The organism is Streptomyces sp. SDr-06, assembly GCF_003324565.1.
Lineage (GTDB): Bacteria > Actinomycetota > Actinomycetes > Streptomycetales > Streptomycetaceae > Streptomyces.
Map to the genome: position 1 here is coordinate 711,798 of NZ_QOLA01000002.1, position 13,751 is coordinate 725,548.

At 72.2% G+C, this 13,751-nt stretch carries 11 protein-coding genes; 6 read left to right on the forward strand and 5 right to left on the reverse strand.

Annotation, left to right across the window (positions count from 1 at the left end; all coding sequences use genetic code 11):
- Positions 1-38: 38 nt before the first annotated feature.
- Together DT019_RS07560 and DT019_RS07565 are read left to right on the forward strand one after the other, a co-directional pair.
- Complete coding sequence (locus tag DT019_RS07560) at positions 39-1,958, forward strand: TerD family protein (protein WP_114035853.1); 1,920 nt, start codon at positions 39-41, stop codon at positions 1,956-1,958.
- 279 nt (positions 1,959-2,237) lie between these two features.
- Positions 2,238-3,218 (forward strand): TerC family protein, encoded by a 981-nt coding sequence (locus DT019_RS07565; protein WP_114035854.1) that lies wholly within the window; start codon positions 2,238-2,240, stop codon positions 3,216-3,218.
- Positions 3,219-3,237: 19 nt separating this feature from the next.
- Here DT019_RS07565 and DT019_RS07570 read toward each other — a convergent pair whose 3' ends face one another.
- The 3 genes from DT019_RS07570 to DT019_RS07580 form a co-directional block, all read right to left on the reverse strand.
- Positions 3,238-4,524 (reverse strand): MFS transporter, encoded by a 1,287-nt coding sequence (locus tag DT019_RS07570; protein WP_114036057.1) that lies wholly within the window; start codon positions 4,522-4,524, stop codon positions 3,238-3,240.
- Between the two features lie 225 nt (positions 4,525-4,749).
- A complete protein-coding gene (locus DT019_RS07575; protein WP_114035855.1) occupies positions 4,750-5,406 on the reverse strand; it encodes an MBL fold metallo-hydrolase in 657 nt (218 codons plus the stop codon).
- 21 nt (positions 5,407-5,427) lie between these two features.
- Positions 5,428-6,117 carry a maleylpyruvate isomerase family mycothiol-dependent enzyme gene (locus tag DT019_RS07580; RefSeq protein WP_114035856.1) on the reverse strand — a complete coding sequence of 230 codons (690 nt, stop codon included), beginning with the start codon at positions 6,115-6,117 and terminating at the stop codon, positions 5,428-5,430.
- Between the two features lie 222 nt (positions 6,118-6,339).
- Between DT019_RS07580 and uvrA the strand changes: the two genes are divergently transcribed.
- Positions 6,340-9,360 carry an excinuclease ABC subunit UvrA gene (uvrA, locus tag DT019_RS07585; RefSeq protein WP_114035857.1) on the forward strand — a complete coding sequence of 1,007 codons (3,021 nt, stop codon included), beginning with the start codon at positions 6,340-6,342 and terminating at the stop codon, positions 9,358-9,360.
- Positions 9,361-9,480: 120 nt separating this feature from the next.
- Here uvrA and DT019_RS07590 read toward each other — a convergent pair whose 3' ends face one another.
- On the reverse strand, positions 9,481-10,374 hold the full coding sequence (locus DT019_RS07590; protein ID WP_114035858.1) for a carbohydrate kinase family protein: 894 nt from the start codon (positions 10,372-10,374) through the stop codon (positions 9,481-9,483).
- 155 nt (positions 10,375-10,529) lie between these two features.
- On the opposite strand from DT019_RS07590, the gene DT019_RS07595 reads away from it, so the two are divergent.
- The gene (locus DT019_RS07595; RefSeq protein ID WP_114035859.1) at positions 10,530-10,958 is read left to right on the forward strand and encodes a Rieske (2Fe-2S) protein; all 429 of its coding nucleotides are present in this window, start codon (positions 10,530-10,532) and stop codon (positions 10,956-10,958) included.
- 142 nt (positions 10,959-11,100) lie between these two features.
- On the opposite strand, the gene DT019_RS07600 is transcribed toward DT019_RS07595, so the two are convergent.
- The gene (locus tag DT019_RS07600) at positions 11,101-12,024 is read right to left on the reverse strand and encodes a hypothetical protein (protein WP_114035860.1); all 924 of its coding nucleotides are present in this window, start codon (positions 12,022-12,024) and stop codon (positions 11,101-11,103) included.
- Between the two features lie 238 nt (positions 12,025-12,262).
- Between DT019_RS07600 and DT019_RS07605 the strand changes: the two genes are divergently transcribed.
- Complete coding sequence (locus DT019_RS07605) at positions 12,263-12,871, forward strand: papain-like cysteine protease family protein (protein ID WP_114035861.1); 609 nt, start codon at positions 12,263-12,265, stop codon at positions 12,869-12,871.
- Positions 12,871-13,698 carry a hypothetical protein gene (locus tag DT019_RS07610; RefSeq protein ID WP_114035862.1) on the forward strand — a complete coding sequence of 276 codons (828 nt, stop codon included), beginning with the start codon at positions 12,871-12,873 and terminating at the stop codon, positions 13,696-13,698. The genes DT019_RS07605 and DT019_RS07610 overlap by 1 nt, the downstream gene beginning before the upstream one ends.
- Positions 13,699-13,751: the final 53 nt, after the last annotated feature.

Consider the following 13,751-nt stretch of genomic DNA (forward strand, 5'->3'; position numbering starts at 1 on the left):
ACAGCCACCACCATCAACTCGACGAGGGGACAGAGGAGATGACGGCCGAGCTGGTACGGGGACAGAACCACCCCCTGCCCCGGACCCGACTGGAGATCCGGGTCTCGGCCGGCACGCCCGTCGTGGCCGGAGCCTCGCTCGCCGACGAGCAGGGCCGGGTGTCCGGGGCGGATCGGGTCGCCCACCCCGGATCCCCGACCCTGCCCGGCATCGAGGTCTCCCGGCAGGCCGCCGCCGACCACCGCCTCGCCGTGGACCTGGAGGCCCTCGCCGAGGGTGTGCACCGGGTCAACGTGCTCCTCGCCCTGCCGCCCGGGACACCGGGGCCCAGCCGGTTCGCCGCCGTCGCCGCGCCCTTCGTCGCCGTGACCGGCCTCGACGGCACCGAGATCGCCAGCTACACCATCACCGGCCTCGGCGCCGAGACGGCGGTCGTGGCCCTGGAGCTCTACCGCCGCCAGGGCACCTGGAAGATCCGCGCCAACGGGCAGGGGTACGCGGGCGGCCTCGTCGACCTGCTCGCCGACCAGGGACTGCCCGACGCCCGGCAGGTGGCCGCCGAGATCCAGGACGCGATCACGCTCGGCGTCGCCCGCTCGGTGGCGGCGCCTCCGCCCCCTGCGAGCGACGGGGCCCGGGTGGGCGCGGCCGGGCCCGGGGCCAGCGGAGGGCCCGCGCCGGGCGCGGCCGGGCCGTCCGCCGCCGCACCCCGGCAGGGGGTCGGTGGCGGCGGCCCCGTCAACTACGCGCACCCCCGGCGCCAGGCCGGCACACCACCGCCCCCCGCCCCGGCCGCACCGCCCACGAACCCCAGCGAGGCCGCTCGGCCCGTCGCGGGCGACGCCACCGGCTGGTCCCTGGACGAGCGGCTCTACAACCAGGTGTGGGGCATGTTCGAGGATCTGGCCCGCGCCGTCGCCGCCTATCGCAGCGCCGTCGACTTCGCGGACGCGCGGATGGAGCAGGAGCTGGACCGCGCCCTGGCCGACCCGCGCGGACGCTTGGGCGCCGCCGGTGACCAGGCGCGCGAGCAGGCCCGCGCCAAGCGGGAGGACCTGGTCGCCCGGGCCCGGGAAGTCCTCGACCGCGAGCTCGCCCAGCTGACCGCGGAGTCCGACGTCGTCGAGCCCGCCCTGCCGCCCGCCTACGCCCGCTGGGACAACCCCGTATGGCACGGCTACCGGGTTCCCGTGGAGCTCCCCATGGCGCTGCGCCTCGGGGATCTCCAACTGCCCGAACAGCCGGGGCTGCGCATTCCGATGCTGGTCCGGCTGCCCCTTGAGCGCGGCCTGTGGATCGACTCGGACCGCGGCGGTTCCGAGGCGGCCGCGTTCATGGACGCCGAACAGATCAAGGGGCTGGCGATGGACACCGCCGTGGCGGTCGCGGCCCGGCTGCTCGCGGTCTACCCGGCCCATGAGTTCGCCGTCCACGTCATCGATCCCGCGGGCTCGGCCGCGGCGCGGCTCGCCCCGCTGGCCCGGTCCGGGGTGCTGGCCGCACCGCCCGCGGCGGGCGCGGCCGGAGTGGCCGAGGTGCTGGCCCGGCTCACCGAGCGCGTCGACCTCGTACAGATGGCGGTGCGGGGCGGCGCGGGGGCGGACGCGCTGCCGCCCGGCATGGACACCGCCGAACAGCTCCTGATCGTCAACGACTTCCCGCACGGCTTCGACGACCGTGCCCTGAACCAGCTGCGCTACCTCGCCGACGAGGGCCCCTCGGTGGGGGTCCACCTCCTGATGGTCGCGGACCGGGAGGAGGCCCGCGCGTACGGCCCGGTCCTCCAGCCGCTGTGGCGTTCGCTGCTGCGCCTGACCCCGGTGCCCGACGATCACCTCGCCGACCCGTGGGTGGGCCACGCCTGGACGTACGAGCCGCCGCTCGCGCCGCCGGGCAGCCGCATCCTGGAGCAGGTGCTCGGACAAGTCGGCGAGGCCCGCGCCGGGTGGCCCCGCTAGCCGCCGAACGGCGCGGGAGGCTCCTCCGCAAGGTCCAGAGAGGCTGCTCCTGAGCTGGCCATTTGGTTGATCCTTACCAATCTCTTTACCTTCCCTTGGTGATTCGGGTAGGCTCACTCCCAGCGGAGGGGAGTACTCCCGGCTGCGGCGTTCCCGTCAATACGGACCCACGGGACGGGTCCCGGGGCGTCGGCCCGCGGTGCGAGGGAAGGCGCCCGGGTGGAAGAGACCTCCGGCAGCGACGACGCTGATCAGTAGCCGTACGACGCCGGAGGCGCAGTGGACGTTTCAATGACCCTGTGGGTAGTGACCATTCTTGGTCTGTGTGCCCTCATCGCGGCCGACTTCTTCATCGGGCGCAAGCCCCATGACGTGTCCGTCAAGGAAGCCGGCGTCTGGACCGTGGTCTGGATCGTGCTGGCCGCGCTCTTCGGCCTCGGCCTGCTGTTCTTCGGCAACAGCCAGGCGTCGGGCGAGTTCTTCGCGGGCTTCATCACCGAGAAGTCGCTCTCCGTCGACAACCTCTTCGTCTTCATCCTGATCATGGCGAAGTTCTCGGTGCCCTCGCACCTCCAGCAACGGGTGCTGCTCTTCGGCGTGTTGATAGCCCTGGTGCTGCGTGCTCTCTTCATCGCGGCCGGCGCCGCCGTGATCGCCAACTTCTCCTGGGTCTTCTACATCTTCGGCGCGTTCCTGATCTACACCGCCTGGAAGCTCATCCAGGAGGCGCGCTCCGGCGAGGAGGAAGAGGAGTTCGAGGAGAACCGCCTCCTGAAGTCCGTCGAGAAGAAGTTCGGCGTCGCCGACAGATATCACGGCACCAAGCTGTTCGTGGAGAAGAACGGCAAGAGGATCCTGACGCCGCTCATGGTCGTCATGCTCGCCATCGGCACCACCGACGTGCTCTTCGCGATGGACTCGATCCCCGCGATCTTCGGCCTCACCCAGGACCCGTACATCGTCTTCACCGCCAACGCCTTCGCGTTGATGGGCCTGCGCCAGCTGTACTTCCTGATCGGCGGCCTGCTCAAGAAGCTGGTCCACCTCAGCTACGGCCTGTCGGTGATCCTCGGCTTCATCGGCGTGAAGCTGGTGCTGCACGCCCTGCACGAGAACGGGGTGAACGTCCCCGAGATCTCCATCCCGCTCTCGCTGGGCGTCATCTGCGGCGTGCTGGTCATCACCACCGTCACCAGCCTCATCGCCGCCAGGAAGCAGAGCGCGGACGAGGAGCCCCAGAAGGACAGCGTCGGCGCCTGACCGGGCAACGGGCGGCCCCTCACACCGGGGCCGCCTCCGCCTCGGCCCCGGGCTCGGGCCGCAGCACGGGCGCGGGCCGGGTCTCGGGAAGCAGCGCGAAACAGCCCAGGCTCAGCAGCCCGAGCCCGGTCAGATACGCGGCCACCCCCCACGGCGGACCGGCGCCGCGGGACAGCGCCGTCGCCACGATCGGAGTCAGCGCCCCGCCGAGCACCCCTCCGAGGTTGTAGCCGACCGCGGCGCCCGTGCAGCGCACCCTCGGCTCGTAGAGCTCCGGCAGATATGCCGCGATCACCGCGAACATCGAGATGAACGCCAGCATCGCGCCGAGGAACCCGGTGAACATCCAGAGCGGCTCGGCGGTCGCGAGCAGCGCCACCATCGGGAACATCCACACCACCGTCGCCGCGCACCCCGCCAGGCAGAGCGGCCGCCGCCCGTAGCGGTCGCCGAGCAGCGCCGCGACCGGCGTCAGCGCGCCCATGATCGCGACGGCTCCCATGACGCAGCCGAGCATCACCGTGCGGTCGACCCCCAGCCGTTCCGTCGCGTACGCCAGCGACCAGGTGGACACCGTGTAGAAGACCGCGTACCCGATCGCCAGGGCACCCGCGGTCAGCAGGACCAACCGGCCGTGCCCGCGCGCCACTTCGAGCAGCGGCAGCCTGGCCGGCTCGTCCAACGCGCGGAACTGCGGCGTCTCGGCCAGCGAGGTCCGCAGCAGCAGCCCGGTCAGCGCGAGGAGCCCCGCGGCCCAGAACGGCACCCGCCACCCCCACGCGCGGAACTCGGCGTCGGTCAGCCCGGCGGACAGGGCGAGGACCACCCCGTTGGCCAGCAGGAAGCCCGTGGTGGGCCCGATCTGCGGAAAGCTCGTCCACAGTCCGCGCCGGTGGGCGGGGGCGTGCTCGGCCGTGAGGAGCACCGCGCCGCCCCACTCGCCGCCGAGCCCGAGCCCCTGGAGGAAGCGCAGCACCAGCAGGAGCGAGGGCGCCGCGATGCCGATCGAGGCGTACGAGGGGACGCAGCCGACCGCCACCGTCGCGAGCCCGGTCAGGGCGAGCGAGGCGAACATGACCGGGCGGCGCCCGTGGCGGTCGCCGATGTGCCCGAAGACGACCGAGCCAAGGGGGCGGGCGATGAATCCGGCCCCGAAGGTGCCGAAGGCGGCCAGGGTGCCCGCGAGCGCGGAGAAGGTCGGAAAGAACAGCGGGCCGAGCACGAGTGCGGCCGCCGTCCCGTACACGAAGAAGTCGTAGAACTCGATGGCGGTGCCCGCGAGCGAGGCGGCCGCGAGCCGGAGCATCGAGGGGGCGGCCGGGGCGGTGGGGGTGCGCATGTCGCGCCAACTACCCGGGGCTGTTTTCCGTTACGGGGGCGCGCGGAAGCTCACCGGACGGCGGGCGGGCGCACGGGCGGAGCGTCGATTGTCAGTGGCGGGTGCCACGATCGAGGCATGGACATCCTCGGCGCCCCGAACGGGCCGGCTCCCTGGGCGGGACCGGCGGCGGATCACGCCGCCGGTCGGCGGCTACCAGCCGCGTGCGTGCCATTCCGGCAGGTGCGGGCGCTCGTCGCCGAGCGTGGTGTCGTTGCCGTGGCCGGGATAGACCCAGGTCTCGTCCGGCAGGGTGTCGAAGAGCTTGGTCTCGACATCGCGGATGAGGCTGGCGAAGGCCTCCGGGTCCTTCCAGGTGTTGCCCACGCCGCCGGGGAAGAGGCAGTCGCCGGTGAACACATGGGGGTGGCCGTGCGGGTCGTCGTAGACCAGCGCGATCGAGCCCGGCGTGTGCCCGACGAGGTGGCGGGCGGTCAGCTCGACGCGGCCGACCCTGATCGTGTCCCCGTCCTCGACCAGGACGTCGGTCGGCACCGGGATGCCCTCGGCGTCGAAGCGGCCCGCATAGGTGCGCGCGCCCGTCGCGGCGACGACCTCACCGAGCGCCTGCCAGTGGTCGCCGTGGCGATGGGTGGTGACGACGGACGCGATGCCGTCGTCACCGATCAGCGTGAGCAGCGTGCCGGGGTCGGCGGCCGCGTCGATGAGCAGCTGCTCGCCCGTGCTGCGGCAGCGCAGCAGGTAGGCGTTGTTGCCCATGGCCCCGACCTCGACCTTGGAAATCATCAGGTCCGTCAGCTCGTGCACATCGGCCGGACCGCCGACCTTCACCGCTCCGCTGTACGTCATGCGCTCAGCCTATCGCCGGGATCACAGCGGGGGCAGGGCGGGCAGCGCCCCGCCGGTCACCTTCAGGGCGGCGCCGTCGCGCCGTCCCGCGAGCCAGCCGACGAGGTCGGCGGCCGGGCCGCTCACCCGGACCGGGCCGCCCTCGACGCCGCCGCCGGTGGTCCACGTCCGGCCGGTGTCGTCGCTCAGCCCGATCGACGGAAGGTCCTTGTGCCCGGCGAAGCGCTCGGCGAGGAAGTCCGTCTCGCGGCTCACGAAGTCCGCGGACAGGTCCTCGAGCTCATACCCGATGCCGAGGTCCACGTGGTGCAGCTCGACCTCGACGAGCCGCCGGAAGGGCACCCGGGCCGCGGCGTCCGTCACGCCGTTGCGCAGCTCGACCGTGCGCGACCAGTCGGCGGGCCGCGCGCCCTCCGCCTGGAAGGCGGCGGCGCTGTCGCGGACGTCCGCGAGCTGGACGTCCAGCGGACGGGGCGCGTCGCGGTCGATGTCCGCGTCCCGGGCCTCGGCGCTCGGATACATGGGCCGCCCGGCCAGCACGTTGACGAGCGCGTCCGCGTTCCGTGCGATATGGGCCAGTACATGGCCGCGGGTCCAGCCGGGCAGCCGTGACGGCTCGGCCACGGCGGCGTTGTCCAGGGCGGCGGCTGCGGTGAGCAGTCGTTCGGTGGCTTCGTGTACAGAGGCCAGGTCGCGCGCGTGATCAATCATGGCGCCGACGATAGCCCCGCCACTCGTCCGGGTGAAGGTGGCCGAACGAGTCCGTAAATCGAATGCGCGTGCTATACGCTCGGGAATGGGTTCCCGCCCAGAACCGTTGTGGAACCTGTCCGGATTCATCCAAGAATCAACGACATCCCCGAGGCGCCCCCCATACCCTGGGACGGGGGCTCCTGCAGCCCCCTCGCTCTCTCTAGAAAGGTGCGGACCGGCGTGGCCGACCGTCTCATCGTCCGTGGCGCGCGCGAGCACAATCTCAAGAACGTCTCGCTCGACCTCCCGCGTGACTCCCTCATCGTCTTCACGGGTCTGTCCGGGTCGGGCAAGTCCTCGCTCGCCTTCGACACGATCTTCGCGGAGGGGCAGCGGCGGTACGTCGAGTCGCTGTCGTCCTACGCCCGCCAGTTCCTCGGTCAGATGGACAAGCCGGACGTCGACTTCATCGAAGGTCTGTCGCCCGCGGTCTCCATCGACCAGAAGTCGACCTCGCGCAACCCGCGCTCGACGGTCGGCACCATCACCGAGGTCTACGACTACCTGCGTCTGCTCTTCGCGCGCATCGGCAAGCCGCACTGTCCCGAGTGCGCCCGGCCCATCTCGCGCCAGTCGCCGCAGGCCATCGTCGACAAGGTGCTCGAACTGCCCGAGGGCAGCCGCTTCCAGGTGCTCTCGCCGCTGGTGCGCGAGCGCAAGGGCGAGTTCGTCGACCTGTTCGCCGACCTCCAGACCAAGGGCTACAGCCGCGCCCGGGTCGACGGCGAGACCATCCAGCTCGCCGAGCCGCCCAAGCTCAAGAAGCAGGAGAAGCACACCATCGAGGTGGTCATCGACCGCCTCACGGTGAAGGACTCGGCCAAGCGCCGGCTCACCGACTCCGTGGAGACCGCGCTCGGCCTCTCCGGCGGCATGGTCGTGCTCGACTTCGTCCACCTGGCGGCCGACGACCCCGAGCGCGAGCGGATGTACTCGGAGCACCTCTACTGCCCGTACGACGACCTCTCCTTCGAGGAGCTGGAGCCGCGCTCCTTCTCCTTCAACTCGCCGTTCGGCGCCTGCCCCGACTGCACGGGCATCGGCACCCGCATGGAGGTCGACGCCGACCTGATCATCCCGGACGAGGACAAGTCCCTCGACGAAGGCGCCATCTCGCCGTGGTCGCTCGGCCACACCAAGGACTACTTCGCCCGCCTGGTGGGCGCGCTCGCCGACGAGCTGGGCTTCCGCACCGACATCCCCTGGGCCGGGCTCCCGCAGCGCGCCAAAAAGGCCCTGCTGTACGGCCACAAGACCCAGATCGAGGTCCGCTACCGCAACCGGTACGGCCGGGAGCGGGCGTACACCACCTCCTTCGAGGGTGCGGTGCCGTTCGTCAAGCGGCGCCACTCCGAGGCGGAGAGCGACGGCGCCCGCGAGCGCTTCGAGGGCTACATGCGTGAGGTGCCCTGCCCCACCTGTGCGGGCACGCGCCTGAAGCCGCTGGTCCTGGCGGTCACCGTGATGGGGCGGTCCATCGCCGAGGTCTCGGCGATGTCGATCAGCGACTGCGCGGACTTCCTGGCCGAGCTCAAGCTCAACAACCGCGACAAGAAGATCGCCGAGCGGGTCCTGAAGGAGGTCAACGAGCGGCTGAAGTTCCTGGTCGACGTAGGCCTCGACTATCTCTCGCTCAACCGCGCGGCCGGCACGCTCTCCGGCGGCGAGGCCCAGCGCATCCGCCTCGCCACCCAGATCGGCTCCGGCCTGGTCGGTGTCCTGTACGTGCTGGACGAGCCGTCGATCGGCCTGCACCAGCGCGACAACCACCGCCTGATCGAGACGCTCGTGCGCCTGCGCGACATGGGCAACACCCTGATCGTCGTCGAGCACGACGAGGACACCATCAAGGTGGCCGACTGGGTCGTCGACATCGGCCCCGGCGCCGGCGAGCACGGCGGAAAGGTCGTCCACAGCGGCCCGTTGAAGCAGCTGCTCAGCAACAAGGAGTCGATGACCGGCCAGTATTTGGCGGGCAAGAAGTCGATTCCGCTGCCGGACGTGCGCAGGCCCACGGACCCCACGCGCCGCCTCACGGTGCACGGCGCGAAGGAGAACAACCTCCGCGACATCGACGTCTCGTTCCCGCTCGGTGTGCTGACCGCCGTCACCGGCGTCTCGGGCTCCGGCAAGTCGACGCTGGTCAACGACATCCTGTACACGCACCTGGCCCGGGAGCTGAACGGGGCGCGCAGCGTGCCCGGCCGGCACACCCGGGTGGACGGCGACGACCTGGTCGACAAGGTCGTGCACGTCGACCAGTCGCCCATCGGCCGCACCCCCCGGTCCAACCCGGCGACGTACACGGGCGTCTTCGACCACGTCCGCAAGCTGTTCGCCGAGACGATGGAGGCGAAGGTCCGGGGCTACCTCCCCGGCCGGTTCTCCTTCAACGTCAAGGGCGGCCGCTGCGAGAACTGCTCGGGCGACGGCACCATCAAGATCGAGATGAACTTCCTGCCGGACGTGTACGTCCCGTGCGAGGTCTGCCACGGGGCGCGCTACAACCGGGAGACGCTGGAGGTCCACTACAAGGGCAAGTCCATCGCCGAGGTCCTGGACATGCCGATCGAGGAGGGCCTGGAGTTCTTCGAGGCCGTGCCCACGATCGCGCGTCATCTGCGGACGCTCAACGAGGTCGGGCTCGGCTACGTCCGGCTCGGCCAGTCCGCGCCGACCCTGTCGGGCGGCGAGGCGCAGCGCGTGAAGCTCGCCTCCGAGCTCCAGAAGCGCTCCACCGGGCGGACGGTGTACGTGCTCGACGAGCCCACCACCGGGCTGCACTTCGAGGACATCTCGAAGCTGATCAAGGTGCTCTCGGGACTGGTCGACAAGGGCAACTCGGTGATCGTCATCGAGCACAACCTGGACGTCATCAAGACGGCGGACTGGGTCGTGGACATGGGCCCGGAGGGCGGCAGCGGCGGCGGCCTGGTGATCGCCGAGGGCACGCCCGAGCAGGTCGCCTCGGTGCCGGCCAGCCACACCGGAAAGTTCCTGCGGGACATCCTGGGGGCGGACCGGATCAGCGACGCCGCGTCCTCGTCGCCGGCGCGGAAGGCGGCGAAGAAGGCCCCGGCCAAGAAGGCGGTCTCCGCGGCGAAGGCCGCACCCGCCAAGAAGACGGCCTCGGCCCGGGCTTCGGCCACCGCCAAGAAGGCGGCCCCGGCGAAGAAGACGACGCGGGCTCGCAAGAGCTGAGTCCTTCACCCGCTCCTTCCCGAGACGCTCCGGGCGTTGGGGAGGAGCGGGCCGCCACCCCACCTCGGGTCGCACCCAGCCACCCGGGGCCGCGCCCCGGACAGCTCCCTTGGGAGGGGGCTAGGCCCAGGCCGCCAGTTCCTTCGCCGTCGGGGGCTGGGCGCCCTCGCGCGCGCAGGTCATGGCCGCCGCCCTCGACGCGTAGCCGAGTACCTCCGGCCAGTTCGCCGAGGCGAGGGCGCGGGCTGTGGGGAGGCGGTGGAGCAGGGCCGCGTTCACCGTGTCGCCCGCGCCGATGGTGTCCACCACCTCGACGCGCCCGGCCGGTACGGAGTGTTCGGCGCCCCGCGCCGTGTGGACCGTCAGGCCCCCCGCGCCCCGGGTCAGGACCACCGCTCGGGGACCGGCGGCGAGCCACTCGGTGACCGTGCCGCCCAGCCACAGCGCGTCCTCCTCCGAGAGCTTCAGGAGAGAGACGTGGGGCAGCCAGCTCCTGAAGCGGGCCCGGTAGGCGTCCGGGTCCGGGATCAGGCCCGGCCGGATGTTGGGGTCGAGCAGGGTGAGCACACCGCGAGCGGACTCCCTGCGCAGCAGGGCCTCGTACGCGCTCGCTCCCGGTTCGAGCACCAGCGAACAGGTGCCCAGCGCCAACGCGCTCACGGAAGGCGGCAGTTGAGGGGGGAGTTCGAAGAGGCGGTCGGCGGTCCCGTCCGCGTAGAAGCCGTAGCGCGCCGAGCCGTCCGGCGCGAGCGTCGCCACGGCGAGCGTCGTCGGCTCCGGGCCGCGCTGCACCAACGACGTGTCCACCCCGGCCGAGTGCAACCCGGCCAGGAGCGCCTCGCCGAAGCCGTCCGTGGAGACCCGCGAACAGAAGGCGGCCCCCGCGCCGAGCCGGCCGAGCGCCACCGCGGTGTTGTACGGGCCGCCACCGGGCCGCGGCACCAGCGGCCCCAGCGGATCCCCGGGGTGCCGCGGCACCAGGTCGATGAGGGACTCTCCGGCGACGACGATCACGGCCCAGAACGTAACCCATCCTCCGGCCGGGTGGGCAGCCCCGGCGCGGAGCGGGCGATCTGCGCCGGTATCGTCGATGACGCAACCGGGTCGGTTGCGACGGCCGGGTCGGTCGCGCAGACGGCCGACCAAGTCCAGTGATCAGTGGAGAAGCCATGACCGGCCAGCCCGCCGCCCGTCGCACCGTGCTGAAAGGCGCCGCCCTCGCCGGGGCCGCGGGGGTCGGCGTAGCCGCCTGCTCCACCGAGTCCAAGCTCGGCCACGCCGAGACCCCGACGCCGACCGCCCCCGAACCGCTCGGCTCGCCGGACGCGGTGCCTGTCGGCGGCGCCAAGCTCTACCGCGAGCAGCGGGTCATGGTGTCCTGCCCGGCCAAGGGCCAGTACCAGGCGTTCAGCGCCCAGTGCACGCACGCCGGCTGCCTCCTGGAGAAGATCGAGGACGGCCACGCGAACTGCCCGTGCCACGGCAGCCGCTTCAACGTGATGACCGGCAAGCCCGTCCAGGGCCCGGCCACGGTGCCCCTGCCCAAGGTCCCGGTGAAGCTGAAGGACGGCCAGCTGGTGGCCGGGCCGGACGCGTAACCCGGGCAGCACACCGGCCAGCCCCTGCCCCTCGGGCCCCGTCCCGCGCGGAACCGGGCCCCGGCCGCCCCCTGGAGCGCCGACCGGGGCGCCGGAGCCCGCACAGGGGTCACCCCCGCCCCCTCGGGTCTCCCTGGCCCCGTCACTCCCAGTCCCAGTCGATCCCCAGGATCCCCGGCCGCACCCCCTGCTCCACCAGGTGCACCGAGCGGTGCCGGCCGCTGAGGGTGAGGTCGCTGCGGCCGGAGCGGGTCGCGCCCGTCGACGTCTGGGCGAAGCGGTGGCAGCGGGCGGGCAGGGCCCGCTCGTCGAAGCGGACCTGGAGGACGTACTGGCCGCCCGCGAAGCTGAAGCCGCGCACGTACTCCCGGCTCGGCCCGCCCGTCCCGTCCTCGAAGCCGTAGCCGAACAGGTACGTCTCGCCGGCCCGCAGCCGGGTGTCGAAGAGGAGCTCGGCGACCAGCACCCCGCTCGACGCGTCCCAGCGGACGCGGCCGGTGCGGCAGTTCTCGCCCGCGCGCACCTCGACCCGGGCCGGATCGCACTCCGCGTCGCCGCGGTGGATGGCCAGATAGCGGTCGATGCCGTCGCGATGGGCCCGTACCACGTGCTGCGAGTCGCGACCGCGCAGCTCCCGGCCCGCACCGATCCGGACGCGTTCGTGGTGGCCGACGGTGTGCAGACCGCCGTCCACCGGGGACTCCAGCTCGCCGATGAGCTGCTCCACCACCCCCGACGCCTCCACGAGCGAGCGGTAGGAGCGCGCCGCGGGCCGCTCCACCTCGGCGGCCGAGGCGTCGTCGAGGAGGCGGAGCAGGGAGTTCGCGGGCAGGCCGAGCACCTCTTCGAGGCCGCGTACCGCGCGCAGGGACTCGGGCCGCTGCGGCCGCCGCGCCCCCTGCTGCCAGTAACTCAGGCTCGTCACGCCGACTTTGATGCCCCGCCCGGCCAGATGGTGCTGGACCCGCTGGAGCGGCAGGCCCCGGACGGACAGCGCGGCGCGCAACGCCAGGTGAAAGGGGCCGGTACGCAGCACCTGCGTCAGGTCGGCCTCGGTGTGGAGCATGGGGGACTCCTCAGTGAACGTTCACGGTGGGGGGTGGGCGCGAGGCGGCGTCAGGTCGGGGAAAACCTGGTGGTGGACCGGGAGTTGTTCACTTTCCGGCCACGTCGTTCACACCCGCGTCCCACCCCGCATTGAAGCGCGTTGACCAGTTCTCGACAACGCCCGATGCTCAACGGCAAGCGTCCGGACGCGATCCTCCACCATCCCCAACCCCCCACCCCGCCATGGGAGGAACGCGATGCGCAACGGAAAGAGACGGCTGTCGGCCCTCGCCCTCGTGGTGACGGCCCTGTTCGCCGCCCCCACGGCAACAGCGACCGCCGCCCCGCACGACGACAAGCCGGTGCCCGCCGCAGCCGCCGCGGCGAGCTCCAAGCGGCTCGGCATCACCATGCAGTCCCAGCAGAAGAACAACTGGTGCTGGGCCGGCAGCGGAAACACCATCGCCACCTGGTTCGGCCGCAGCTACACCCAGAACCAGTTCTGCAACGCGGCCTTCGGCCGGGCGCAGGGCTACGACTGCCCCAACTGGCAGGCCGACCTGGGCAACGTGCAGAACGCCCTGGACTGGGCGGGCATCAACTCGGGCTCGTACGTGAGCGGTTGGCTGCGCTATTCGACCGTGCAGAACGAGATCAACAACAACCGCCCGATGGAGACCCGCATCCAGTGGTCCAGCGGCGGCGGCCACATGCACGTCCTGTACGGCTACGACGACGCCAACAGCTGGGTGTACTGGGGCGACCCCTGGCCCTCCAGTACCCGCTACAACTGGGCCTCGCACGCCTGGTACGTGGACAACGACTCCTTCTCCTGGACCCACTCGCTGTACCGGATCGGGGCGTGATGACGATGCAGTGGACCCGTCTCGCTCCCGCGGCCGTCGCCGCCGCGCTCATCGGCCTCGCCGCCCCGCAGGCCTTCGCCGACCAGCAGCCCGCCGCCTCCGCCCAGTCCCGGGCCGAGGCCCGGCAGGCCGCGAGCGCCCCCGCCACCCTCGACACGCTCTCCCGCTTCTTCGCGCGGGACGGCAAGGTGGCGCTGAAGGCCGCCGCACCGCACATCGAGGGCGACACCGTGCCCGTCTACACGCTGTCCCCGGCGTTCGTCGCGGGCACGGCGGGCGCCCCCGTAGCCCAGCTGGAATACCTCGCCTCCACGGCGGTCTCGTCGGACGGCCAGAAGGCCTCGCTGTGGACGGTGCGGCAGGGCTCCGCCTGGCAGGTGGTCAACATAGCCACCGGCGACGACGAGGCCCGGTACGCGGCGGCCGGCGCCGCGAAGCTCCCCGGCGGCACCGTCTTCCAGGAGCCGCAGATCAACGCCTGGTACGTGGAGAAGGGCACCCGGGTGCTGCCGCTCGACGAGGACGCCGTCAAGGCGATCGGCGCGAACGGCACCACCCTGGCCGCCTACCGGGCGCGCGTCTCGCACGCTTACGGGGACAAGCTGCCGGGCTCGGCCTACGACCGGTCGGGCAAGGCCGGCGGCTATGCGGAGACGCCCCAGGAGACCAGGGCCCAGGCCGCGCAGGCGGCGGCCGTAGCGGCAGGGCACGACGACGGTCCCCTGACGGTGGTCTCCACCGTGGCCGGGGCGGGCGCCATCCTCGCGCTCGGCCTCACCGGCACGGCGGCCCTGCGCAGGCGCCGCCGCCCGTCCGGGCAGGTGTAGCACCGGGCCGGTGCGGGGCGGCGAGGCACCCCCGCACCGGCCCGTTCACCGTC

What these genes read in the sequence shown, in the direction of transcription:
- DT019_RS07560 (WP_114035853.1), top strand. Translation starts at nt 39, where the DNA reads ATGACGGCCGAGCTGGTACGGGGACAGAACCACCCCCTGCCCCGGACC.
- DT019_RS07570 (WP_114036057.1), bottom strand. Translation starts at nt 4,524, where the DNA reads ATGCTCCGGCTCGCGGCCGCCTCGCTCGCGGGCACCGCCATCGAGTTC.
- DT019_RS07575 (WP_114035855.1), bottom strand. Translation starts at nt 5,406, where the DNA reads ATGACGTACAGCGGAGCGGTGAAGGTCGGCGGTCCGGCCGATGTGCAC.
- DT019_RS07580 (WP_114035856.1), bottom strand. Translation starts at nt 6,117, where the DNA reads ATGATTGATCACGCGCGCGACCTGGCCTCTGTACACGAAGCCACCGAA.
- DT019_RS07595 (WP_114035859.1), top strand. Translation starts at nt 10,530, where the DNA reads ATGACCGGCCAGCCCGCCGCCCGTCGCACCGTGCTGAAAGGCGCCGCC.
- DT019_RS07600 (WP_114035860.1), bottom strand. Translation starts at nt 12,024, where the DNA reads ATGCTCCACACCGAGGCCGACCTGACGCAGGTGCTGCGTACCGGCCCC.
- DT019_RS07605 (WP_114035861.1), top strand. Translation starts at nt 12,263, where the DNA reads ATGCGCAACGGAAAGAGACGGCTGTCGGCCCTCGCCCTCGTGGTGACG.
- DT019_RS07610 (WP_114035862.1), top strand. Translation starts at nt 12,871, where the DNA reads ATGACGATGCAGTGGACCCGTCTCGCTCCCGCGGCCGTCGCCGCCGCG.